Raw genomic sequence first — 18,591 nt, 5'->3', positions numbered from 1 at the left:
CTGCAATGGATATTGAGCCGGTAAGCAATCTGGACCTGCCCGACGGCGAGCACGTCTGGCAGGTAGGTGATCAACACTACGTCCGCACCCGCACGGTGCGCGTCGGCGACGACCCGGACAAGGCCGCGATCATGGTCAGCATCAAGATCCAGGCCTGGTGCTGCGACGAGAACGGCGAGCCGATACTCGACGACGAAGGCCACCGCAAGGCCCTGGTCACTCGCACCAAGGGGATCATGAAAGACAAGATCGCCGACGAGACCATTGCCGTCTCCGAGGAAATCACCGACCTCACAACGGAGGCCATCGCCCGCTGTCGAGCTAACTGCGTAGTGTATGACGGCCTCTTTGCCCACCTTCCGGTCGAAGGTGGTGAGGTCGAAGAGGAGGACGCGGAATGAGCTTCCGTGCCCGCCTCATCGTCTGGCGCGAGGTGCTGGCCGCCCGGCTGATGAGCCTTGCCATCCTCCGGCCCGAAGGCACGGAGGTAATCAGCACCGTGGCGGCGGCCGCATTGGCTGTGCCCGTGCTGCGCGATCCAACGATCCTGGCGATGGCCAAGCAATACGCCGGTGCGCTGGGCTTCTGGGGGGCGACAACCTGGGCGTGGCTACTACTGGCCGTCAGTGTCGCTCAGGGCGCAGCGCTGCTCGCTGATGACCGCGTCATGCGTCAATGGGCTGCCGCTGGCGCCGCTCTTTTGTGGGGCCTGTTCGGCGGCCTGATTGTCTTCATTCAGCCACCCGCTGTGGATGGCTGGGCCTACCTCACACTGGCTGTGGGCAACGCCTGGGCCGTGTGGCAGCTGCACTACCACGACGGGGGAGGCGATGCTTGAGCATGCCGAGCCGATCACTTATGTGCTTATCGCAGCCGGCAGTGTTGTCGTCACCCTGGTGGCGCAATGGTCGCGTGGCGAGGGTACCTTTCGCCGCGACCTGCTGGAGCGGATCAAGGGCCTCAGCAAGGCACTGGCTCAGTGCCAGGACCGGTGCGACCGGCTGCAGCAACAGAACACCGAGCTGCGCCTGGATAACGGTCGGCTTGAAATGGAAAACGAAACCCTGCGCGCCGAGGTCACGGCGCTGAAGACAGACCAGGAGTAACAGCATGAGCCTCAATAAATGCACCGTCTCAATGACGGTCTACGCACAGAATGGTGAGCCCTTGCCGAACGCCCGGGTGCGATTCTCGCTGTCGCGGGATGATCGCGATGAGTCGTTCGTCGCGCCCAAGCCCGTCTATGAGGAAGCGGACGGCAGCGGCAACCTAAGCACTGACCTCTGGCCCAATGAGCGGGGCGATCGCTCCAGTTATTATCGCGTGACCGTCTACGACATGGACCTGAGAAAGCAGTGGGAGACTCGCATCCAGGTGCCGGACGAGTCCAGCGCCGATTTCCACGACATTGAGCTGGACGATAAGGTCCACGTCACGCCCACCGCCGCCCAGCAGGCCGTGGCCGATGCGCAGGCGGCGGCCAGTGAGGCCGGTGATTCTGCCGCCAGTGCATCCAGTGACGCAGCCGATGCCGAGCAATGGGCCAAGTCAGCCCAAGCCGCCGGCAATGTGTACGACTCCACCAGTGCCGGCCTGTCCGCCACCGATGATGGCGACTATTTCATCGCCCCGGACGATGGCCGCCTCAAGCTCTGGCGCAATGACAGCGGCAGCGCCACGGAGATCTTCGAATATCTCAGCCCCGGCGATGTGAATACGGATCTGGTACAGCGTGACATCGGCACCGCCAGCGGCGACGCTCTGGGCGGCGAAAGCCTCACCGCGCACGGGGGGACGATTCCGCAGGTGGATCGAAACGAAGTGATTGGCGTATCGGGTGGATGGAGACTTGAGCCAGTAAGCTTTGCGTCTAATCAGGACTCGGCGGCAATCACAATAGGGAACAGGCAAAGTAATGCGTGGGATTACGCATTTAAGCTAAAATCAACACCTGACGGTTCACACTGGTTTGAGGTGTTGAGTACGGCTGATGAGCGGCAGGTGCTTGCGTGGAGGCGGGGCGGTGGCGAAATTTTTGGGGTGTGGAATAAGCCCGAGTCTAACGCACGGCCCGATGCAGTTTATAACTTTGATATAGGAGGGAGCGCGAACGCCGACGAACTCTACGAAAAAGGCAACCGCGTAGTGACCGACTATGTATTCGACGCTGAGCTGGATGGCCAGATCGACTACGACCACTACGACGCTTTGATCGGCGAGAAAGAGGTCGAGATCGACGAGGGAGAAGAAGAGGCGGAGGAAGAAATCGAGGTGACTGAGACCTCGACTGAGGTGCGCCACGATTGGGACGAAGAAAAGCAGGGCTATGTCCGCAGGAGCGTTCGAGTCGAGCGGCCGGTGATGACCGATTACCCGGTCTATGACGAGGCCGGAAAACAGGTCGGCACCCGCCTAGGCAAGAAGGTCGAAAAGAAGCCGGTCAAGCGCCGCAAGGTGCGGATCGAAAAGCAGAAGCAGCGCCACGAACCTGCCCGCCGGTTTGAACTCGACGAACTAGATCCCGCCACCTTCGCCGAGAAGTGCAAGCAGACCCGCAAGCTACCCGCCATGGAGCGCTGCGAGGACCGCTGCGAAGACGGCAAGCGGCCCTCCATCGGCAACACCATGCAGGCGCTGCTCGAAACCTGCGAGGTCTATGCCGTGCACATCGAGAAGCTGGAAGCGCGGATTACGAAGCTGGAAGGGAAGACCGATGCGGATCATTGAACGCCACCTGCCAGCCTTCTGCTACCGGGATGCGCCACTGAATCCCGAGGGCCTGATCGTCCACTGGATCAGCGTCAATCCCGATGCGCCCGAGCTGAATGCCGAGAGCGTTGCCGACAGCTACGGCGTGGACGACATCTGGAACTTCCTCGTTGAGCTGAACCGGCCCGGGCCGGAGAAAGGCCCGATCTGGAAGCCGATGGACGGCGGCCGCCTCTGGGGTAGCTACCACTACCTTATCAGCCGCGCCGGCGACATCTACCAGCTCGTGCCGCCGAATCGCCAGGCCTACCACGCTGGAAAATCCGAATGGCGCGGCCGCGTGAATTGCAACGGCTGGACCCTGGGTGTCGCCCTTGCCGGTGGGCGCGATGACGACTACGAGCCTGCGCAGTATGAGGCCCTGGCCTGGCTCACATCTCACCATGGGCTCGGACCCTGGGCCACGGCCGGCCATGACGAGGTGGCCATACCCCAGGGCCGCCGGCAGGACCCGGGCCGCCAATTCGACTGGCAGCACTTCCGCCATCTGGTGCGTCAGGAGGCCGCATGAGCGACCACCCCGACCCCTCCCGCCTCTGGCGACAGCGCCGCCGCATGGCTTGGCTGAGCCTCTCCGTACTGCTGATCGCCGCCCCTGTCCTGCTGTGGGCGCTACCGACTGACACCCTGGCCGAAGCCCAAGCCCTCATCCGCTTCTGGCTCGGCTGCCTACTGCTGGTCGTCCTGGCCTATGTCGCCAACTGCGCCGTGGAGTCCGGCCTGTCGATCTGGAAAGGAGGACCGCCCCGATGATCCAGAAGAAAGCACTCATCGCCACCGGCACCGCCCTGCTCATGCTGGCCAGCGCCCTGGCATGGACGCTCCACGCCCTCGGCAACGCGAGAGAGGAATCAGGCCGCCTGGAAAGCGAGCTGGCCCAAGCCGTGGCCGCCAACGAAAGCAACCAGCTGACCATCGACGAACTCGAACAAGCCGTCAGCGGACTCAGAAGCCGCAGGCTAGCCGAACAGGCGAGGGCGGATGCCATGGACTTGGAGCTGCAGCAGCAACGGCAAGCCACCGCTGAACGCGTACAGACCCTGCAAGACGAGATGGACCGAGACCGGGAGACCGACGATGCGTATCGAGACTGGGCTGATCGCCCTCTGCCTGACACTGTCGCTGACCGCCTGCGCCGGGCCGGAGGTCGTAACGGAGACCCGGACAGTTGAGATCCCGGTAGAGACCTACCGCGACCTGCCCGACGAGGCCCTGGCCGAATGCCCCACGCCCCCGGCCTGCTTGGCCGTACTCACCAACGCCGACCTGGAGCAATGCGCCGTGCTGGCCCTGGCCGCACTCAGTCAATGCGACGGGCAGATCACGGAAATCCGGGAGGTTCAGGGGGAGGGGGTTTCGAAGTAGGCTAGGGCGCCGGGGGCGTCAATCACTTCGTGTTTCACCATCTCGTGAAGGGTACTTAGAGCCGAGTCGACCCGACTCTCAACTACGGTCTGATCCGGGTGGCATATCTCTTTCATGCACCCGATGATGTGATTCCTGCCCAATTTGAACAGTATCGTCTTGTCATCAGATACAAGATTGCGTTCTTGCAGCTCCCCGAATAGTGTTGCGAGCGCCTCCCATAGAGCGATTCTTGGCACCGGCCCCGATTCGGTTCTGGCGGATTCAATGAAGTCCAGTATGGTCTTCACGCGGTCCTTCGGTTCGAGTTGATAATATCCGTCGTCGCGTCGCATCCCTTCATCCTTTTGCTTCTTGCCTGCATCGCGCAGCAGATCTTCCCGCATCCAAAAGGTGCGAAGCTCGATTCCGTCAACAATCTGGACGGAATACCAGGGGCCATCCGCACGAAGCTCCCTGTCAATGATGACGGCAGGGGAGGGCGGCAGCATCCCCTGCCATGCCCAATCACCGGTCAGAGTAACGACCTGATCATCTATGTCAAAACGAAATTGGCTCATCCCTTCCTCCGCCTTCAGCATCCACAGGCTCGTCACAGTAGGCGCGCAGCTGGCTCATAATATCCGGGTCCAACTCGTACCCGAGTTCACCAGCGTGGCGCTCCATGACATCCACAGGGTGGTCGCTTGGCTTTACGTCGCTCATCCCTTCCTCCTTTCTTCACAGCGATCCGGGCGGTTCAGGGGGAGGGTGGGTCTTGAGCGGGAATCAACTCAGACCAATTCGCCGGGCCGCTCCGGGTCCAGCGCATGTGATAGCTGCGGTCCGGTTGCCGCCGGAACTGTAGCCACGCCCCACAATCGCAGAACCCGTCAAATTCGCTCACATCGTCAGGCGAAAGAAACTCGCCATGGCAGGGCCCATCATGGCTCTGGAAGTTGCGGATGTCTGCCCCGCAAGATGGGCAGTCGCAGGAGTAGCGCACCCAGTCGAACATGCTCATCCCTTCCTCCGTAAGTCAGCCATTCAGGACTCGGACTGATCCGCCGCGCAGCACAGTGCATCAGCGCACCGATCCATCTGCTCATTCGCCGGCGGCTTGCCACCGTAGTGGCGGATCACACCCTCCAGGCAGCAGCGCAGCATCCAATCCCTGACCGCCTGCGGCACCGGCCGCTTGCCTGCCCGCCACTCATAGAGTCGCTGCACGGCGTGGTGGGTGCCCAACGCCTCGTTGAGCGCCACCGTCGCTGATTTGGCATCGCCGATGCAGTCGATGTAGCTCTGGATTAAGTTGCGGGGTTTGCTCACTCCACACGCTCCCGCTCATCATCCGGCAGGTGGCGGTAGATATTATGCCGCTTGCCCGTCACTTGTTTGGCCTTTTGCGCCTCCTGGCGTGCGGCGTGTATCGTGCCGCGCATCGTAGTCCATGCTGTGCAGCCCGGGACGCGGATGTCGTAGGTGTTGGTGCCACGATTGGGGTGATTGCTCATGGTACACATCTCCTTCATAGAGCAGCCCCGACCGGAGCCGGGGCGTATCAGTGATTAGCGAATTTCCAGCCCAGCCGTGCGCAGCTGTTCGCGGAGCTCGGACTGCGTGGAGCCATTGGCACGGCTCAGCTTGCCGTCGATGCGCACAGCCGGCAGTTCTTCTCCGTCCCGAATAATGCTGTCGGGGTGGATCCGGAGATAGCCGATCGGGCCATAGCCGACGATTACACTTTCGCCGTCGCGGCTTTCGCTGGCCTGATCGCCAATGGCTTCCATGATTTGCTCGATGGTGGGCTCGATGTTGCTCATGGTCATTCTCCTGCCCCTGACTCCCCGAGGCGCGGGTGGCGGTGTGCCGCCGTTTCCTGAACTGTTGAATCCATTATAGTCCCATATATGGGACATTGCAAGGGGATGGCTGCACCGTTCGTCGGGAAATAAAAAGCCCCGCCCCACGGCGTAGGGCAGGGCTGGCTCTCCACGCCAGTCAGCTCAGTCGCCCAGGCCCATGATTGTCGGGCCCATCATCCGGCCGGACGGGACGCCTGTCACGTCTGGGTCATTCAGCTGAATCGGTACGCCTTGCACCGACCAAGGCTCGGCCCGATTGGTGCAATCGTTGCTGTTATTGTCCCAGTAGCTATAAGCCTGGAAGTTACTCCAGCCGCTGCCCGCCGGCACCATCCAGTAATTTTCCGGGTCCTCACCGAACGGATCCGCATCCGTCCGCTGCCGGAATACGTAACCCTGGGCCGCGCCCGCCGTGCCGATCTCACGGATATATGGCGACCCCTGGCAGTCCGGCGCATCGTACTCAATCTGCCCGACACGCCCGATAGAAATCTCCACGGCCTCTGCTCGGGCCGGCAACTCAAATAGGTAGCCCTCGTTGCTCACCACCTCATACGAGCTGGACCGGCGAAACTCCTGCTGTGGCAAGTGATGCACCGCCTGGCCAACATCGACCGGCTCACCCGCAGCCCCAGCCGCACTCACCAGCCCGGCAGCCGCACCGCCAGACCCAGCACCGCCCACCCGGACGCGCGTCAACGGCCCCGGATGAATACCCTGTTCAAGCGACGTCACCCGATCCTCGAGATCCGCCACCTGATCCTCCAGCGCCACAATCCTCGCCTCATCCCAGTCCGACCCACCATCCGCCGAACTCGACGAAAAACAAGCCACCACGCTCATCGCCATCATGGCCAGCACGGTAATGATCATCGCATTTCGCATATTCGCTTTCATCGATCCTTCTCCTTTGTTGCTCCCTGGCATAAAAAAACCCCGACGGCTACCAGTATAGCCATCGGGGTTCGTTTTGCATGAGACTGGGGTTTCAGGTTCAGCCAACAGAAATGATCTTGGCCCGGGTGATCTCGTCTCGAACTCGGCGGAAATTCACCGCCAGCTTGATGGGCTTCTTCTCGAAAACCGCCGCCTGGAGCTGCTCGATGCCGGCCATCGCCACCTGGGAAATGTCGGTGGTTGCAGTAAACTCCTGGCCGTCGTCGGTCTTTTTAACCCGCAGCTTCAGGGAGGAGTCTTCGGTGCTGCTGTCGACGAGATGAACCCGGAACTCGCCATCAATCCTGTCATCGATGCCCGCGGTTCTGGGCTCGCCCGCGATTCGCCGCGCCTGGTGGCCGGTAAGGCGGATCTCCTCTCCAATGAGAACTTCATCCGCATCCTCAACCGCTCGCAAAAGCTGCGAGCGGAACTGGTTTACGCTTGACTGGAGGTCTCGCTCGATCTCATTCCCCTGCATGGCCTCGTGCAGGATTCTCATCCGCTCGGTTTCCTGCTTAGACATTTCCAGCCGATGATCGAGCTCTTTGAGATCCGCCTGATGGCTGAGGTAACTCTTGTACGCTGTGACGCCGCCGATCACTAGCGCCAATCCTAGCACCACTATTGTGACCTGCTTGCCGTCCATCTTGGTCCTCATGTCTTCCCAGATTTCCTTAAGCCCATCGCCCAGCTCAATATTGAGCAGCGAGGACCCTTCCTCTACATGTACGACAATCTCAAGCTTTTGGCGTTCTTCTTTTCGGAGGTTTCTGCCATCACCTTTACCGTAGGCGGCTTTGGCATAGCTTGCGTAAACAGCGCCCTGAAGATCAAGGATGGGCTTCATCAGGCTTGTGGTGATTGTAGACCGATAACGATCACCTTTCACCCTCAACTGGATAGACGGCCACCCGCTCAGATCCAGATGAACGTCTCGTGCCTCGACGGGGGAGTCCGGCCACTTTAGCGCCTGCTCAAATGCCCTCCAGGCATCTTCCTCTGATTCAATCTTCAGTAGTTCGGGGTTCATTCAGATTCCTTTATCCAGGCTGGGTGTCTCGGCAATTGCTCCCGCTGGTGTCCCAGCGCGACCTAAGTTGCGTCACTGAATCAGGTGTTCGAGGCGATCAATCGGAACGCGTCGAAGCGGTCTTCACCGCGCCAGAAGTCGCCGCTAGCAGCGTCCTGCTCACCTGCTGGACACAGGCCTTGCACGGCATTTTCGGTTTCTCGGGGTAGTTGCCCGGCGAGGTCGTATTGCCCTGGCAGGCTGATGTGGGCGTAATACTGATCCCGAGCGAAGCGAACATCGGAGACTTCCCAGCCGAACTCGAGTACGGCCGAGGTTTCGTTCAGATGACTGGCGATCTTTTCCTCCGGGCTTCCCCCGCAGCCCGCCAGCACAGCACAAACAACGAGGATGGGAAGTTTCTTATCCATAGCCACTCCCGATCTGGGTGAAATATTCTAGGATTCAATCAGCTCCAGCAGCGCTCTCTGTTTGGCCGCGGGGAGCCCTCGAAACGCCAGCAGGAGCCGCCGCTCCTCATCGCCAAGGCCCGAATAACTGCCGGCTTCATCCTTGACGTAGCTCCGCGCCTCCAGCCCCCGTCCGGTGGCTAGCCATTCGTATTCGACGTCGAGAAAGCGGGCCAGCTCTGCGAGCCGCGCTGACTTGGGGGTGGCCAGATCCTTTTCCCATTGGAAAACCGCACCTTTCGTCACTTTCAAGGCCTTCGCGACCGTGTCCTGCGTCAGCCCCGCCCGATCCCGCGCCTCCTTTATGCGGCGCCCTATGCTCATCTCCGCAAGGATAGTGGGACTGTGATTCCGGCGAAATAACAATTCCCCTTGACTTCCGGGAATAGGAATACTAGCCTTTCTTGCATAGTGGTTCTGATATGAGGCGTTCACGGCATGAAACTAAGGGAATGGCGCGAAAAGATGGGGCTGAGCCAGCGGGAGTTGGCTGAACGCCTCGGTCTGACGCACGGCGCGGTGTACCAGCTGGAAAAGGGTTTGATTCATCCCAAGGCTGAAACAGCCCAGCACATCGTGGCGGAGACGAACAAGGAAGTCTCCTACGAAGACCTCTACGGCCCGAAAGCCGCCGCTTAAAAGGGAGCGCTGACCATGCGATTGATCGGCTACATCCGTGTGAGCACCGACGAGCAGGCGAGGGATGGGCATTCGCTCATGACGCAGCGCCGTCAGATTGAGGCGTTCGCCGGTGCTCAGGGTGACGAGATAGTGCATTGGGTTTCGGATGAGGGCGTCAGCGCGAGTAAGCCGCTTGATTCGCGCCTGGGCGGCGGTCGTCTGATTGAAGATATGGAGACCTTTGATGCCGACGGCGTCATCGTCCAGCGCCTTGATCGTCTGTTCCGCCTGGGTGTGGATGCCATCACCACTGGCACCTGGTTCCGGGAGCAGGGTAGGGCGATCAAGTCCGTCTCCGAGGGTATCGACATTTCCACCCGCGCCGGGTGGCTTTCCTTCTTCATGCTGGTGGCGGTGGCCGAGAACGAGCGGCTGACGATCTCCGAGCGGGCCAAGGAAACCAGCGACGCCTTGCGTGAGCAGGGCAGGGTGTGGGGCCCAGTGCCTTATGGCTGTGTGGAAGTGGATGGCCGCGTCTATCGCGACCCGGCGGCCTGGGCGCTGCGTGAGCAGATCGTGGGCTGGAAGCAGACCATGAGCTATCGCGCCCTGTCGGACCATCTTCGCGCCCACAACATCCCCTCGCCGGCGGGCAAGAACCGCTGGAGCATTTCGACGCTTCGCGCTGTGGTCATGAATCACCATGACTACGAGTCTATTCCGCCTCTCCCCGAGGATCACGAAACGGAAGTTTCCGGGGAGGTGGCCGATGCGTAAGCACACCGATTTCAAATGCGGGGTAGAGCAACTGGAAGCTCGGCGGTCTCATAAGCCGCAGGTTGTGGGTTCAAGTCCCACCCCCGCTACCAATTCCCCCGAGGCCGCCTGCCGGGCTCTGCCCTGTGAGTCCCCCTCCCTGGCAACAGGGCAGGGCGGCAATGAGTGCGCCCGCCCAATGGCAGCGACCGGCAGCGCTGCCTTGGGCGTTTATTCGAGAGGCGAGAAAGCCGCGCCAATGAAGCGCCGCCAGGGTAAGACTCGCAACCAGAACCCCGTCATGGCCCGTGTCCACCGCGACATCGCTCGCCAGAACAGGAAGAAGCCACACCAGGGCCCAAAAGAATGCGCTCGGCGTCTCAAGAACATCCAGCGCGGCATGGAGAACGCGCCGCTGATGACAGCTGACAAGAAGGCGGCGTGATGTTGGGGCGGGACTGTGATGGCAAGCCGCTGTATCCGGGGGACGTGGTGATGTTTTTGCCCGACGATCCCGAGAACCCAATGCATAAGCATGCAGTGGGCCTGGAGGGGACCGTTGAGTGTGTGTGCCCCCATTCACAAATGAGCCCTGATTTCAAACCGGGGATTTGGGTGATTGTTCACTTCTCCGATCGCCAAAACCGGTCCGCGGCATTGGACCGCGCCCTCAAGAAGATCCGTTCCGGCAAGCAACCGACCACCACCTGGGAAGAGATCAAGAAAACCACCGGCGGCTGGACACCGACGGTAACCGATAACGAAAAGGAGGCCGCGTGAGCATTCGCCAACAACCGCACTACGCCCACGGCATTCAGCCGCTCGAGTATATGGAGAGCCGATTCAACCAGAAGGAAATGCGGGGCTTTCTGGCCGGCAATGTTATCAAGTATGTCTCGCGCTTTGCGCTGAAGGATGGCGTGAAGGATCTGCAGAAGGCGCTGGATTACCTGGAACGGCTGATCCGCCATGAGGGTGGCTGCCCCGATTCGGATCGGACGGCGGACTTTAAGAGGTTTAAAGACGCCCACCCGCTCGCGCCTGGGATCTACATATGCGGCCTCACTAATGGCGGCTTGGCTCCAGCGTTTTGGAATGGCAAACAGTTCAGCGGCGACCTGCCGGTGGGCGTCACGGTGAGTTGCTTCCTTCCGGTCCGCTTGCATTCGGCCCCAGACCTTGCCGCCAAGGGGGCTCGTCATGATTGAATCCCGCGCCAACACACTCTGGCGGCATGTCCACGCCTACATCCGCGAAACCAGCACGAGCTGGCCGAGCTTCGCCACGAGCGTGGCCCGGCTGCACAACAGCACCGTGCCCGAGCCCCAGCGCCGGGTGCATTTCCATGTGGACGAGCGCGGCAAGGACCCTTACGACGCTGCCCGCCTGGATGCGCAGATTCTCCGGCGCATGGAGGAGAGCGGCGAGCTGCTGGCGGATCTGGAGGAGGCCATCGTCTGCGCAATGCCGGAGGACCGGCAGGACGCGCTGCTGCAGGATCTCTGCCGCCGCTACGGCCTGTTGGCCGCGCCCATCCCCTTGCATGGCTGCGAAGGCACGGCCGTGAGCCTGGCGGATTTCGTCAAGCGGACGGGCAAGGCCATCGAGGCCCTGGCACCGCTCCTGGACGGCGGCAAGATCATAGGCAAGGACGAGGCCCTGGCTGAGGAAGCGCTGGATGAAATCGACGGGCTGATCGCGGCGGCCACCACACTCCGCGCCCGCACGAAACGGGTGGCGCCTGAGCGCGTGATCTGTGCCGAGCGGGCCCGCGCACGGAGGAGGGCGTCATGAGAGGGCAGACGGTAATGACGGCGGATTCCGCCCGGCTGGTATGCGCGGTCCGCCTCCAGCTCGGCATGGTGGCCAGCCTGGATGATCTGGCCCACGCGCCGAGACTGAATGGCTGCGTATGGGAAATGTGGTGTGACGGGCGTTATATCCGCATGACGGATCTGCTTAAGGACACCGCCACGCCTGGTCGCGCTATCGATTGGCCTATCAGCAGTTCCGACGAGCTGCTGGGTGAGCGCCGCCGCGCCGAAGCGGCCTGAACAAAAAGCCCGGCTCTGGCGGCCACCAGAAACCGGGCTGAGATCACAACGAGATGCGAAGTGACAACGGAGAGTATAGCCATGCCCCAGACAGCCAGCAACTTGAGAGTGATACGAGCACCCAACGACGTGGAGCTCAGAGCCTGGCGGCGGTGGTTTCCGCGGCGGCCGCTGGAGTTCTTCGTGGGTCGTTATTGCGAACACGGCGGTTTCATCGCCTACCCGGGCGGCCGTCTCGGACGGCTGCCCCTGGAAGATCAGCCCCGGCCTGTGCCGGCCCCCGGCCCGACAGGAGGTGACGCCGCATGATTACCCGCTGCTACACACGCCAGATCGGCCGGCGTACCGACGAAGGCCTGGTCATGATGTTCCCGCCCGCCGGCGCCTCCAGCCAGCCGAAGATCGGCATCACGCTGGGCGACCACACCGTGGTCCAGATCTCGAGCGAAGAAGCCGAGGAGGTGGTGCTGTACCTGCGCCAGGTCACGAGCGCCCATGACAGCCCCGGCCCCGATGTGCACATCCCGCTCGGGTCTCGTGGCGTCTGGCTGGTTATAGGCCCGGCCCGCGCTTACCGCTTGCGCGTGGCGCTGGATGATGTGCTCGGCCATCTGGCCGCCGCTCAACTCGCGGAGGCAGCCAATGGATAAGATGATCCCGTTCCACGCTCGCCCCGTGGCCCAACCCGGCGAATTGACCCTGCTCTGCCGCCGTTACCTGCAGCGCCTCCAGCGCCGGGGCCGGGCCGAGGAGACCCTGCGCGCCTACAGCTGCGACCTGGGCCAGTTCGTCGGCTGGTGCCAGCAGCGCGGCCTGCTTACGGCCACCGCCGTCGGCAGTCGCCACATCGAAGACTGGCTCGACGCCCTGGTGACCGGTGAGGGCATGACCCTGCGCACCGCCGCCCGCAAGCTCGAGACCGTCCGTGGCCTCTATAAATATGTGTGCGCCCAGGGCCTGCTCGAGCCCCACGCCAACCCAATGCACCAGGTGGACCCGCCACGCTACCACCACGAGCCGGTGATCGCGCCGCCCGCCCGGGAGATCGAGCGGCTGATCGACGCCATCGACACCCGCACACCCATGGGCCTGCGCGACCGCGCCATGCTGATGCTGCTCTACGACGCCGCCCTGCGCTGCCAGGGCGTGGTCTCGCTCGACCTCTACCGCCCCGACGCGACCCGCCGCTGCCAGGTACAGCCGGACGGCCTCATCTGGTACCGCGCCAAAGGCGGGCGCCTGGAGCAGGGCCTCTGCGGCGAGGCCACCCTGGAAGCCGTGAACGACTGGCTGGCTGTGCGCCGCCACTACACGCGCTCGGCCGTGCCCACCGAGGCCCTGTTCATCAACCGCACCGGCAAGCGCATCCGGCGCCAGACCATCTACAACCGCGTCAAGGCCCTGGGCGAAACCCACGGCCTCCACGGCCTGCATCCCCACATGCTGCGCCACCGCCGCCTGGGCGATCTCTACGACAAACTCGACGCCCGCGCCGCCGCCGATGTCGCCGGCCACACCGACCCCGCCACCACCATCCGCACCTACGGCAGCGTCAGCCGCCAGCGCCTGCGTGAACGCGTACAGCGCGAGTGCCCGGTGGGGGTTGAGCAGAGGAGGGCCGGGTGATGCGGCCACGACTTTTCTCATTCGATGAGTGGGCTGAAAAACGCTTTCAGGTTGCATGCGCCAACCGCGAGGTGCTGAGGTGCGGTTCCTGTGACGGATTCGGAAAAGTCGAAGAGGTATGTCATTGCTGTGGCGGGGAAAAGGAAAGCACCTGCAGCATTTGTGAGGGTCACGGCGCCATTGAATTTGAGCCAGGAATGCTTGGGTCGGCGCGGGATTATTTCACGGGTCATGACTATCAGAAGGACATCCTCTCTGATCTCGGCGCGTTCTCCGAATGGACTGGGCGTGACTTGCCCGGCTTGCTGGTGGAGCTTGGGTGGGCACCATTCTGTGAGATTTATGGACGCGAGATAAAGCTTGGCGATTTCTTAGGCCGGAGGGTGGCTTGATGGCAAACCAACCCGACCTCTTCACCCCACGCCAACGCCCCGGCCAACTCACCCCGGCCGAGATCCGCCGCCGGCTCCACGAGCCCCTCGGCGATCCGGCCCTGGCCGATAAGCCCCGCGGCTATTGCCGGGGCTACAACCAGGTTCGCTTCCGCACCCAGCTCCAGCAAGGGAGGCCGGCATGAAACAGCAATGCGAAGTCCTGCTCAAGGCCCTCAAGCGCGGGCCCATGACCACCAAACAGATCCGCGACACGCTCGGCATCGGCATGCCGGCCACGCGGGTGTTCGATCTCAAGCAGGCGGGCTATGACATCGTCAGCAAACGCAAGAAGGTCAAGACCCGCTACGGCAAGACCCAGGTGGCCGAATACCACTACCTCGGCCGACTCAGCGAGAGCCAGAGAAACAGCCAGGCCGCATAACAGCGAAACGCTCGCAAGGAGATTAGTCATGAACACGACAGAGCTTCATAACCTCGAGGGACTATCCGGTGTTGTTGAAGCGCCGATGGTCCATTCAGTAGACGCCGCGATGGCGGCGATCGAGTCACACGGCGTCTGTGTCGGCCCGGGCTACGAAGGCGCGCTCTTCGCCTGGCGTGGTGACGATGGTGTCTTGAGGTCCAGGTTCATGTGTCATATGGCGGAGCTCTCTTTCGAAGAGCACCACGACGCCAACTCTCTGCGGTCGTGGCTGGAACACTGGGTTCCTCAGATGACCGAGGCCGCCCCCGCCGCCGAATGAGCTTCCGCCGTGTCGGCCACCGGCAGTGCCCGCGCTGCGGCTTCTGGTTCGAGAAGTCCGTCAAGCACTGCCCAACCGACGGCGTCAAACTCGGCCGCCGCCGAAAACCGCGATGGGAAATGACGCCCGAGAGAATCAAGCGCGTCCACGCCATCGCCCTGGGCCGAAAAGGCCTGAGCTACGAAGACTACAAACTGCGCCTCCGCCAGTACGGCGTCGACAGCAGCAAAGACATGGACGAAAAGACATTCAAGCGCTTCATGCACCACTTGAAAGCGCTACCGGACAGACCGAGGAGGTCGGCGTGAATGATGAAAGGATTTGGGCAAAGGAGCAATTCCTTGAGCATGTGAAAGACCATGAAATGACGATCATCGAAGACCAGACGAATGAGCCCCGCCGGCACCTCAGGTTCCGGACACCCGGCACAGTCATCATGGGCTTCGACCTGATCACCTGGCCTGGCCACCTCTGCATTACCGGCGATATGGGCACCTATGTGTTCAGTCGCGTCAATGACATGTTCAGCTTCTTCCGCCGCGACGATCTGAGCATCAATCCCGGGTACTGGACAGAGAAAGTGCTGGCCGCAGACAGGCATCACGGCATTGAGAAGTTCAGCCTTGAGAAGTTCCGCGCGGCGGTGGTCAATGATTTTCGAATGGCTTGGGAAGATCAGGGCTTTGAGGGGCGCATGGAGTGCTGGCACGAGCTGCGAAACGCGCTGCTGGACCGCCATTTCGATAATGGCTTTGAGGCTGTCAGAGCCGCCATGGATTTCGAGCACAACGGCTTCAATCTCCAGGATTTCTGGGAAAACTGCGTTGATCAGCTCGATTTCGGCTATCTGTGGAACCTCTACGCCATCGTGTGGGGCATCAAGCAATACTACAAGCACTACGGCAACACCCAGGTGGCCGCATGAACAGCCTCGACCAGATCTTCAAGTCACTGCCCTACGGCGAACCCGTCCGCGTCACGGACATGGTCGACCGCACCGGCCTGGCGGTCACCACCGTCCGCCGAGCCCTCAGGCAGCTCAGCAGGGGGGGGGGTAGTCGCCGCACTACCTGACCCCGACGACAAACGCCGTCGCCTTTACGAATCGAAACAGATGCAGATAGGTGAACAACCATGAGCACGAGAACACCCGGCCACAACGAACGCCCAAGTGATATCGGCAAGCCGGCCAGATCGCCTGCACCGCCTGACCGACGCGGACAGGACATTCTCGATGCCGCCCTCGAAGCCGCCGGCATGCCCCCGGACACTGACCCCCAAGAGCTGCTGGACTGGATCGAGGAACAGCGTGATGAACCGTATGTCGAGGACCCTATCTACACCACGAAGAAGGGGAAGCCCTGCAACTGGCGTGAAGATTGGGAGGCCATCTGGACCACCGACTGCGGCTTGACCTGGGGGTTCCCCGACGGCGGCCCGGAGGAAAGCCGTGTGCGGTATTGCCCGCAATGCGGCTCAACCGTTCATATCAACCACTACCAGGAAGACGAAGGCGAGGCGGCATGAAACGCCACATCAACGGCACCGACAAACCAGCAAGCCCAATCCGCTGGGCCCGCGCCGACGAGCTGCACAAGCGCTGCACCCTGTGCCGCCACTGCACACCCCGGCAGGGCGCCATCAGCGTCCACCTGAGCTGCGAACTGCGCAACCGGGCCGTGATGCCCTCGGACACCTGCAGCGAGTTTGACCGAGACGAGGTGGCGGCATGAGTCAAGGGATCGGCCTTCAGCCTGGTGATCGCCGGAACAAGAGCGTGGAGTGGTACACGCCCGCGTGGGTGTTTGAGGCCCTTGGCATCAGGTTTGACCTGGATCCGGCTTCGCCCTGGGACCACGAGACCCATGTACCGGCCACCAGGAAGCTGACCGCCTTCGATGATGGCCTTAAATCGCCATGGAGCGGCCGAATCTGGCTCAACCCGCCTTACGGTCGGGAGACGGGGCGCTGGATGGATCGGATGATCGATCACGGCGACGGCATCGCGTTGGTGTTCAGCCGCACGGATGTGAGCTGGTGCCAGAAAGCGATGAAGACCTGCGACGCCATGCTGTTCTACCGGGGGCGGATGCAATTTGTTCCTGGAACCGAGAACCAGCACAAGCGATCACGCTGCGGTGCGGCCTCTCTCTTCTTCGCGTGGGGGGGGGATTGCGCTTCCGCTTTGGCGCGGATATCCGACCGGGGCGTCTTCATCAGCAAGAAAGCCGGGGAGCTTGAGGTAGCCGCATGACCGAACAACGCGCCGAGTACAACACAGCAGACGAGGGCGAGTGGGGCGACTGCCTCACCTGCGGCAAACCATTCCCGGTCACAAAGGAAGGCAGACGCTTCTGCCATCCAAAGTGCCGCATGGCCTACTGGCGATCTCTCGGCAAAGCCGTCCCGGCCAAGGTCCAGTCCGTAACCCACTGCGCCGACGGCGCCACCGTCATCGTCCTGCGCGCCACCGCCACGCACAAGACCCACGCCCGCGCCCTAGACCCAAAACAGCCCTGCATTCTCATGCCGGATGATTCGGAGGCCTCATGACAGACCCAATCGTCAGAGAAACCTGGGAAGCCATCCGCTACAACCTCGGCCTGCCGGCGGATGCCTCGGCGGATCAGATCCTCCGCCGCATCGAGGATCTGCGATGGCTGGAGCGTTCGGTGAAGAAGGCGCTACGCAAGAGCCTCAAGCCGGAATCGATCGGCTACTACGACCACCTGCGCGGCAACGACGGCTGCCCCGACTGCCGAAGCGAGAAGGAGCAGGACTCATGAAGACCTTTAAGGCTGGATCGTGGCAAATCATCGAACAACTGACCGGCTGGAGGCCGCGTAAGCCTGGCTGGCAATCATCGTCGGTCGTCGGGTCAGGGAAGCATGCGGATTGCCGGTGCGTCATCGCGCCGCTCAGAAATGAAAGTCAGCCGCCAGGACATGTATCGAGGGGCCCGGATCGGCCATGACATCACCGACCCCGCAATTTCCGATGCTCGCGCTTCAGCATCTCGATATCCACACCCAGATACCGGGCCGTGGTGCTGATACTGCTGTGGCCCAGCAGCTCCTGAACGGCCCGCAGATCCACGCCACGGTGGAGCAGGGCGGTGGCCATGCTCGCCCGCAGCAGATGCGGGTACTGCCCGCTCCACGGCCGCCGGCGGGCCTCAGCGCGCACCCGGTCGTACCCCCGCGCCAATCCCAGCGCCCGCCTCGCATACAGGCTCACACGGCGCCACACAACGCGGCCGGACGCCCAGGCCTTGCCTCTGGGGCTCACAAACACTGCCAGCTTCTTCCCGGGCCTTGCAGTGCGTCTCAGCTGCAGCCAGGCGTCCAGCAGCTGCTGCAGCTCCCTCGAGATCGGGCAATAGCGGTCCACATTGCCTTTTCCGCCTCGAACAAACACCAGGCCGTCCGGCAGGATATCCCCGATTTCCAGCCGCGCGGCCTCCGAAGCCCGCAGCCCGGTCTCGTACAGCAGCCGGATCAGCACATGGTCCCGGAAGCCGGTAAAGGTCGTCAGATCCGGCTCAGCCAACAAACGGCCCACCTCCTGGTCCGTCAGGTACCGGGGCAGCCGGCGGGGCACACGGCGGCTCTCAGGCAGCAGGAGCGTGCAATCCTGCTCAGAGACGCCCATGACCCAGGCCCAGCGGTAAAACGCCCTCAGGGCCTTCAGATCCGTATTCAGCGTCGAGGCCGACACAGCGCCCCGGCGATCGCGCAACCAGCAATGAACCTCGGAGCGTAGCGGTGCTATTGGATTCGCCACATAGCAGAAGAAGCGCCGCAAGGTGCCCTGGTAGATCCGCCGCGTCTCCGGACTCCGGTGAGCCGCCACCAGGTACCACTCGAAGCGCTCAATGTAACCATAAGTCCGTGGTAATAACCCTCGGGCCATTTTCGTACTCGCCTCGCAATGGAGGAAAGCCGCTCTACACAAGGGCCACAGACAATCGAGAATTCCCATCCTCGGTGTTTGTCAT

General features: G+C 62.2%; 39 protein-coding genes and 1 tRNA gene. 30 read left to right on the top strand and 10 right to left on the bottom strand.

Going from position 1 to position 18,591, the window contains the following annotated elements; genetic code table 11:
* Positions 1–5: 5 nt before the first annotated feature.
* From RBH19_RS05450 to lysC, 8 genes are read left to right on the top strand one after another with little or no spacing between them, the layout of a single operon-like run.
* Positions 6–401, top strand: a complete 396-nt coding sequence (locus RBH19_RS05450) for a hypothetical protein (RefSeq protein WP_306727793.1) — start codon at positions 6–8, stop codon at positions 399–401.
* Positions 398–838, top strand: a complete 441-nt coding sequence (locus RBH19_RS05445; RefSeq protein WP_306727792.1) for a hypothetical protein — start codon at positions 398–400, stop codon at positions 836–838. The genes RBH19_RS05450 and RBH19_RS05445 overlap by 4 nt, the downstream gene beginning before the upstream one ends.
* The gene (locus RBH19_RS05440; protein ID WP_306727791.1) at positions 831–1,106 is read left to right on the top strand and encodes a hypothetical protein; all 276 of its coding nucleotides are present in this window, start codon (positions 831–833) and stop codon (positions 1,104–1,106) included. Before RBH19_RS05445 ends, RBH19_RS05440 begins: the two co-directional genes overlap by 8 nt.
* Before the next feature lie 4 nt (positions 1,107–1,110).
* Positions 1,111–2,727 carry a hypothetical protein gene (locus RBH19_RS05435; RefSeq protein WP_306727790.1) on the top strand — a complete coding sequence of 539 codons (1,617 nt, stop codon included), beginning with the start codon at positions 1,111–1,113 and terminating at the stop codon, positions 2,725–2,727.
* A complete protein-coding gene (locus RBH19_RS05430) occupies positions 2,714–3,280 on the top strand; it encodes an N-acetylmuramoyl-L-alanine amidase (protein ID WP_306727789.1) in 567 nt (188 codons plus the stop codon). Before RBH19_RS05435 ends, RBH19_RS05430 begins: the two co-directional genes overlap by 14 nt.
* A complete protein-coding gene (locus RBH19_RS05425; RefSeq protein ID WP_306727788.1) occupies positions 3,277–3,522 on the top strand; it encodes a hypothetical protein in 246 nt (81 codons plus the stop codon). The genes RBH19_RS05430 and RBH19_RS05425 overlap by 4 nt, the downstream gene beginning before the upstream one ends.
* Entirely contained in the window at positions 3,519–3,941 is a 423-nt protein-coding gene (locus tag RBH19_RS05420) for a hypothetical protein (RefSeq protein WP_306727787.1), read from the top strand. Before RBH19_RS05425 ends, RBH19_RS05420 begins: the two co-directional genes overlap by 4 nt.
* Positions 3,847–4,134 carry an Rz1-like lysis system protein LysC gene (gene lysC, locus RBH19_RS05415; protein ID WP_306727786.1) on the top strand — a complete coding sequence of 96 codons (288 nt, stop codon included), beginning with the start codon at positions 3,847–3,849 and terminating at the stop codon, positions 4,132–4,134. Before RBH19_RS05420 ends, lysC begins: the two co-directional genes overlap by 95 nt.
* Here lysC and RBH19_RS05410 read toward each other — a convergent pair.
* From RBH19_RS05410 to RBH19_RS05370, 9 genes are all read right to left on the bottom strand, one after another.
* Positions 4,110–4,694, bottom strand: coding sequence for a hypothetical protein (locus tag RBH19_RS05410; RefSeq protein ID WP_306727785.1), 585 nt, complete (start codon positions 4,692–4,694; stop codon positions 4,110–4,112). The two genes, lysC and RBH19_RS05410, sit on opposite strands and share 25 nt — an antisense overlap.
* Positions 4,675–4,839: a hypothetical protein gene (locus tag RBH19_RS05405; protein WP_306727784.1), complete on the bottom strand. Its 165-nt coding sequence runs from the start codon at positions 4,837–4,839 to the stop codon at positions 4,675–4,677. The genes RBH19_RS05410 and RBH19_RS05405 overlap by 20 nt, the downstream gene beginning before the upstream one ends.
* Before the next feature lie 321 nt (positions 4,840–5,160).
* Positions 5,161–5,445, bottom strand: a complete 285-nt coding sequence (locus tag RBH19_RS05400) for a hypothetical protein (protein WP_306727783.1) — start codon at positions 5,443–5,445, stop codon at positions 5,161–5,163.
* The gene (locus RBH19_RS05395) at positions 5,442–5,630 is read right to left on the bottom strand and encodes a hypothetical protein (protein ID WP_306727782.1); all 189 of its coding nucleotides are present in this window, start codon (positions 5,628–5,630) and stop codon (positions 5,442–5,444) included. Before RBH19_RS05395 ends, RBH19_RS05400 begins: the two co-directional genes overlap by 4 nt.
* Positions 5,631–5,684: 54 nt before the next feature.
* A complete protein-coding gene (locus RBH19_RS05390; RefSeq protein ID WP_306727781.1) occupies positions 5,685–5,939 on the bottom strand; it encodes a hypothetical protein in 255 nt (84 codons plus the stop codon).
* A 183-nt stretch (positions 5,940–6,122) separates the two neighbouring features.
* Positions 6,123–6,878, bottom strand: coding sequence for a hypothetical protein (locus RBH19_RS05385; RefSeq protein WP_306727780.1), 756 nt, complete (start codon positions 6,876–6,878; stop codon positions 6,123–6,125).
* 97 nt (positions 6,879–6,975) lie between these two features.
* Entirely contained in the window at positions 6,976–7,950 is a 975-nt protein-coding gene (locus RBH19_RS05380) for a hypothetical protein (RefSeq protein ID WP_306727779.1), read from the bottom strand.
* Between the two features lie 80 nt (positions 7,951–8,030).
* A complete protein-coding gene (locus RBH19_RS05375) occupies positions 8,031–8,360 on the bottom strand; it encodes a hypothetical protein (RefSeq protein WP_306727778.1) in 330 nt (109 codons plus the stop codon).
* Positions 8,361–8,387: 27 nt separating this feature from the next.
* Positions 8,388–8,723 carry a helix-turn-helix domain-containing protein gene (locus RBH19_RS05370; protein ID WP_306727777.1) on the bottom strand — a complete coding sequence of 112 codons (336 nt, stop codon included), beginning with the start codon at positions 8,721–8,723 and terminating at the stop codon, positions 8,388–8,390.
* Between the two features lie 114 nt (positions 8,724–8,837).
* Here RBH19_RS05370 and RBH19_RS05365 point away from each other — a divergent pair, with 114 nt between their 5' ends.
* The 22 genes from RBH19_RS05365 (at position 8,838) to RBH19_RS05265 (ending at position 17,380) form a co-directional block, all read left to right on the top strand.
* Positions 8,838–9,038, top strand: coding sequence for a helix-turn-helix domain-containing protein (locus RBH19_RS05365; protein ID WP_306727776.1), 201 nt, complete (start codon positions 8,838–8,840; stop codon positions 9,036–9,038).
* A 15-nt stretch (positions 9,039–9,053) separates the two neighbouring features.
* Positions 9,054–9,797 carry a recombinase family protein gene (locus RBH19_RS05360; protein WP_306727775.1) on the top strand — a complete coding sequence of 248 codons (744 nt, stop codon included), beginning with the start codon at positions 9,054–9,056 and terminating at the stop codon, positions 9,795–9,797.
* A gap of 16 nt (positions 9,798–9,813) precedes the next feature.
* Positions 9,814–9,889: transfer RNA gene (locus tag RBH19_RS05355), tRNA-Met, on the top strand.
* A 146-nt stretch (positions 9,890–10,035) separates the two neighbouring features.
* A complete protein-coding gene (locus RBH19_RS05350; protein ID WP_306727774.1) occupies positions 10,036–10,221 on the top strand; it encodes a hypothetical protein in 186 nt (61 codons plus the stop codon).
* On the top strand, positions 10,221–10,556 hold the full coding sequence (locus RBH19_RS05345; RefSeq protein WP_306727773.1) for a hypothetical protein: 336 nt from the start codon (positions 10,221–10,223) through the stop codon (positions 10,554–10,556). Before RBH19_RS05350 ends, RBH19_RS05345 begins: the two co-directional genes overlap by 1 nt.
* A complete protein-coding gene (locus RBH19_RS05340; RefSeq protein WP_306727772.1) occupies positions 10,553–10,984 on the top strand; it encodes a DUF3310 domain-containing protein in 432 nt (143 codons plus the stop codon). Before RBH19_RS05345 ends, RBH19_RS05340 begins: the two co-directional genes overlap by 4 nt.
* Positions 10,977–11,570: a DUF8585 domain-containing protein gene (locus RBH19_RS05335; protein WP_306727771.1), complete on the top strand. Its 594-nt coding sequence runs from the start codon at positions 10,977–10,979 to the stop codon at positions 11,568–11,570. The genes RBH19_RS05340 and RBH19_RS05335 overlap by 8 nt, the downstream gene beginning before the upstream one ends.
* Positions 11,567–11,830 carry a hypothetical protein gene (locus tag RBH19_RS05330; protein WP_306727770.1) on the top strand — a complete coding sequence of 88 codons (264 nt, stop codon included), beginning with the start codon at positions 11,567–11,569 and terminating at the stop codon, positions 11,828–11,830. Before RBH19_RS05335 ends, RBH19_RS05330 begins: the two co-directional genes overlap by 4 nt.
* Positions 11,831–12,135: 305 nt before the next feature.
* Complete coding sequence (locus tag RBH19_RS05325; RefSeq protein WP_306727769.1) at positions 12,136–12,480, top strand: hypothetical protein; 345 nt, start codon at positions 12,136–12,138, stop codon at positions 12,478–12,480.
* On the top strand, positions 12,473–13,456 hold the full coding sequence (locus RBH19_RS05320) for a tyrosine-type recombinase/integrase (protein WP_306727768.1): 984 nt from the start codon (positions 12,473–12,475) through the stop codon (positions 13,454–13,456). The genes RBH19_RS05325 and RBH19_RS05320 overlap by 8 nt, the downstream gene beginning before the upstream one ends.
* The gene (locus RBH19_RS05315) at positions 13,456–13,848 is read left to right on the top strand and encodes a hypothetical protein (RefSeq protein WP_306727767.1); all 393 of its coding nucleotides are present in this window, start codon (positions 13,456–13,458) and stop codon (positions 13,846–13,848) included. The genes RBH19_RS05320 and RBH19_RS05315 overlap by 1 nt, the downstream gene beginning before the upstream one ends.
* Positions 13,848–14,033 (top strand): hypothetical protein, encoded by a 186-nt coding sequence (locus RBH19_RS05310; RefSeq protein WP_306727766.1) that lies wholly within the window; start codon positions 13,848–13,850, stop codon positions 14,031–14,033. The genes RBH19_RS05315 and RBH19_RS05310 overlap by 1 nt, the downstream gene beginning before the upstream one ends.
* A complete protein-coding gene (locus tag RBH19_RS05305) occupies positions 14,030–14,272 on the top strand; it encodes a helix-turn-helix domain-containing protein (RefSeq protein WP_306727765.1) in 243 nt (80 codons plus the stop codon). Before RBH19_RS05310 ends, RBH19_RS05305 begins: the two co-directional genes overlap by 4 nt.
* 28 nt (positions 14,273–14,300) lie before the next feature.
* Positions 14,301–14,594, top strand: a complete 294-nt coding sequence (locus RBH19_RS05300) for a hypothetical protein (RefSeq protein ID WP_306727764.1) — start codon at positions 14,301–14,303, stop codon at positions 14,592–14,594.
* Complete coding sequence (locus RBH19_RS05295; RefSeq protein ID WP_306727763.1) at positions 14,591–14,902, top strand: hypothetical protein; 312 nt, start codon at positions 14,591–14,593, stop codon at positions 14,900–14,902. The genes RBH19_RS05300 and RBH19_RS05295 overlap by 4 nt, the downstream gene beginning before the upstream one ends.
* Positions 14,899–15,519 (top strand): hypothetical protein, encoded by a 621-nt coding sequence (locus RBH19_RS05290; RefSeq protein ID WP_306727762.1) that lies wholly within the window; start codon positions 14,899–14,901, stop codon positions 15,517–15,519. The genes RBH19_RS05295 and RBH19_RS05290 overlap by 4 nt, the downstream gene beginning before the upstream one ends.
* The gene (locus tag RBH19_RS13640; protein WP_374728960.1) at positions 15,516–15,668 is read left to right on the top strand and encodes a helix-turn-helix domain-containing protein; all 153 of its coding nucleotides are present in this window, start codon (positions 15,516–15,518) and stop codon (positions 15,666–15,668) included. The genes RBH19_RS05290 and RBH19_RS13640 overlap by 4 nt, the downstream gene beginning before the upstream one ends.
* Positions 15,669–15,728: 60 nt before the next feature.
* Positions 15,729–16,121: a hypothetical protein gene (locus tag RBH19_RS05285; RefSeq protein WP_306727761.1), complete on the top strand. Its 393-nt coding sequence runs from the start codon at positions 15,729–15,731 to the stop codon at positions 16,119–16,121.
* On the top strand, positions 16,118–16,327 hold the full coding sequence (locus RBH19_RS05280; protein ID WP_306727760.1) for a hypothetical protein: 210 nt from the start codon (positions 16,118–16,120) through the stop codon (positions 16,325–16,327). Before RBH19_RS05285 ends, RBH19_RS05280 begins: the two co-directional genes overlap by 4 nt.
* Positions 16,324–16,848 (top strand): DNA N-6-adenine-methyltransferase, encoded by a 525-nt coding sequence (locus tag RBH19_RS05275; RefSeq protein ID WP_306727759.1) that lies wholly within the window; start codon positions 16,324–16,326, stop codon positions 16,846–16,848. The genes RBH19_RS05280 and RBH19_RS05275 overlap by 4 nt, the downstream gene beginning before the upstream one ends.
* Positions 16,845–17,147 (top strand): hypothetical protein, encoded by a 303-nt coding sequence (locus RBH19_RS05270; RefSeq protein ID WP_306727758.1) that lies wholly within the window; start codon positions 16,845–16,847, stop codon positions 17,145–17,147. Before RBH19_RS05275 ends, RBH19_RS05270 begins: the two co-directional genes overlap by 4 nt.
* Positions 17,144–17,380 (top strand): hypothetical protein, encoded by a 237-nt coding sequence (locus RBH19_RS05265; RefSeq protein ID WP_306727757.1) that lies wholly within the window; start codon positions 17,144–17,146, stop codon positions 17,378–17,380. The genes RBH19_RS05270 and RBH19_RS05265 overlap by 4 nt, the downstream gene beginning before the upstream one ends.
* A 190-nt stretch (positions 17,381–17,570) precedes the next feature.
* On the opposite strand, the gene RBH19_RS05260 is transcribed toward RBH19_RS05265, so the two are convergent.
* A complete protein-coding gene (locus RBH19_RS05260; protein ID WP_306727756.1) occupies positions 17,571–18,506 on the bottom strand; it encodes a tyrosine-type recombinase/integrase in 936 nt (311 codons plus the stop codon).
* Positions 18,507–18,591: the final 85 nt, after the last annotated feature.

The organism is Natronospira bacteriovora (genome assembly GCF_030848495.1).
Lineage (GTDB): Bacteria > Pseudomonadota > Gammaproteobacteria > Natronospirales > Natronospiraceae > Natronospira > Natronospira bacteriovora.
This window is presented reverse-complemented; position numbering and strand designations above follow the sequence as displayed.

Coding starts and splice junctions, on each gene's coding strand:
- RBH19_RS05450 (WP_306727793.1), top strand. CDS start 6: ATGGATATTGAGCCGGTAAGCAATCTGGACCTGCCCGACGGCGAGCAC.
- RBH19_RS05445 (WP_306727792.1), top strand. CDS start 398: ATGAGCTTCCGTGCCCGCCTCATCGTCTGGCGCGAGGTGCTGGCCGCC.
- RBH19_RS05440 (WP_306727791.1), top strand. CDS start 831: ATGCTTGAGCATGCCGAGCCGATCACTTATGTGCTTATCGCAGCCGGC.
- RBH19_RS05435 (WP_306727790.1), top strand. CDS start 1,111: ATGAGCCTCAATAAATGCACCGTCTCAATGACGGTCTACGCACAGAAT.
- RBH19_RS05430 (WP_306727789.1), top strand. CDS start 2,714: ATGCGGATCATTGAACGCCACCTGCCAGCCTTCTGCTACCGGGATGCG.
- RBH19_RS05425 (WP_306727788.1), top strand. CDS start 3,277: ATGAGCGACCACCCCGACCCCTCCCGCCTCTGGCGACAGCGCCGCCGC.
- RBH19_RS05420 (WP_306727787.1), top strand. CDS start 3,519: ATGATCCAGAAGAAAGCACTCATCGCCACCGGCACCGCCCTGCTCATG.
- lysC (WP_306727786.1), top strand. CDS start 3,847: ATGCGTATCGAGACTGGGCTGATCGCCCTCTGCCTGACACTGTCGCTG.
- RBH19_RS05410 (WP_306727785.1), bottom strand. CDS start 4,694: ATGAGCCAATTTCGTTTTGACATAGATGATCAGGTCGTTACTCTGACC.
- RBH19_RS05405 (WP_306727784.1), bottom strand. CDS start 4,839: ATGAGCGACGTAAAGCCAAGCGACCACCCTGTGGATGTCATGGAGCGC.
- RBH19_RS05395 (WP_306727782.1), bottom strand. CDS start 5,630: ATGAGCAATCACCCCAATCGTGGCACCAACACCTACGACATCCGCGTC.
- RBH19_RS05390 (WP_306727781.1), bottom strand. CDS start 5,939: ATGAGCAACATCGAGCCCACCATCGAGCAAATCATGGAAGCCATTGGC.
- RBH19_RS05385 (WP_306727780.1), bottom strand. CDS start 6,878: ATGAAAGCGAATATGCGAAATGCGATGATCATTACCGTGCTGGCCATG.
- RBH19_RS05380 (WP_306727779.1), bottom strand. CDS start 7,950: ATGAACCCCGAACTACTGAAGATTGAATCAGAGGAAGATGCCTGGAGG.
- RBH19_RS05375 (WP_306727778.1), bottom strand. CDS start 8,360: ATGGATAAGAAACTTCCCATCCTCGTTGTTTGTGCTGTGCTGGCGGGC.
- RBH19_RS05370 (WP_306727777.1), bottom strand. CDS start 8,723: ATGAGCATAGGGCGCCGCATAAAGGAGGCGCGGGATCGGGCGGGGCTG.
- RBH19_RS05365 (WP_306727776.1), top strand. CDS start 8,838: ATGAAACTAAGGGAATGGCGCGAAAAGATGGGGCTGAGCCAGCGGGAG.
- RBH19_RS05360 (WP_306727775.1), top strand. CDS start 9,054: ATGCGATTGATCGGCTACATCCGTGTGAGCACCGACGAGCAGGCGAGG.
- RBH19_RS05350 (WP_306727774.1), top strand. CDS start 10,036: ATGAAGCGCCGCCAGGGTAAGACTCGCAACCAGAACCCCGTCATGGCC.
- RBH19_RS05345 (WP_306727773.1), top strand. CDS start 10,221: ATGTTGGGGCGGGACTGTGATGGCAAGCCGCTGTATCCGGGGGACGTG.
- RBH19_RS05335 (WP_306727771.1), top strand. CDS start 10,977: ATGATTGAATCCCGCGCCAACACACTCTGGCGGCATGTCCACGCCTAC.
- RBH19_RS05330 (WP_306727770.1), top strand. CDS start 11,567: ATGAGAGGGCAGACGGTAATGACGGCGGATTCCGCCCGGCTGGTATGC.
- RBH19_RS05325 (WP_306727769.1), top strand. CDS start 12,136: ATGATTACCCGCTGCTACACACGCCAGATCGGCCGGCGTACCGACGAA.
- RBH19_RS05320 (WP_306727768.1), top strand. CDS start 12,473: ATGGATAAGATGATCCCGTTCCACGCTCGCCCCGTGGCCCAACCCGGC.
- RBH19_RS05315 (WP_306727767.1), top strand. CDS start 13,456: ATGCGGCCACGACTTTTCTCATTCGATGAGTGGGCTGAAAAACGCTTT.
- RBH19_RS05310 (WP_306727766.1), top strand. CDS start 13,848: ATGGCAAACCAACCCGACCTCTTCACCCCACGCCAACGCCCCGGCCAA.
- RBH19_RS05305 (WP_306727765.1), top strand. CDS start 14,030: ATGAAACAGCAATGCGAAGTCCTGCTCAAGGCCCTCAAGCGCGGGCCC.
- RBH19_RS05300 (WP_306727764.1), top strand. CDS start 14,301: ATGAACACGACAGAGCTTCATAACCTCGAGGGACTATCCGGTGTTGTT.
- RBH19_RS05295 (WP_306727763.1), top strand. CDS start 14,591: ATGAGCTTCCGCCGTGTCGGCCACCGGCAGTGCCCGCGCTGCGGCTTC.
- RBH19_RS13640 (WP_374728960.1), top strand. CDS start 15,516: ATGAACAGCCTCGACCAGATCTTCAAGTCACTGCCCTACGGCGAACCC.
- RBH19_RS05285 (WP_306727761.1), top strand. CDS start 15,729: ATGAGCACGAGAACACCCGGCCACAACGAACGCCCAAGTGATATCGGC.
- RBH19_RS05280 (WP_306727760.1), top strand. CDS start 16,118: ATGAAACGCCACATCAACGGCACCGACAAACCAGCAAGCCCAATCCGC.
- RBH19_RS05275 (WP_306727759.1), top strand. CDS start 16,324: ATGAGTCAAGGGATCGGCCTTCAGCCTGGTGATCGCCGGAACAAGAGC.
- RBH19_RS05270 (WP_306727758.1), top strand. CDS start 16,845: ATGACCGAACAACGCGCCGAGTACAACACAGCAGACGAGGGCGAGTGG.
- RBH19_RS05265 (WP_306727757.1), top strand. CDS start 17,144: ATGACAGACCCAATCGTCAGAGAAACCTGGGAAGCCATCCGCTACAAC.
- RBH19_RS05260 (WP_306727756.1), bottom strand. CDS start 18,506: ATGGCCCGAGGGTTATTACCACGGACTTATGGTTACATTGAGCGCTTC.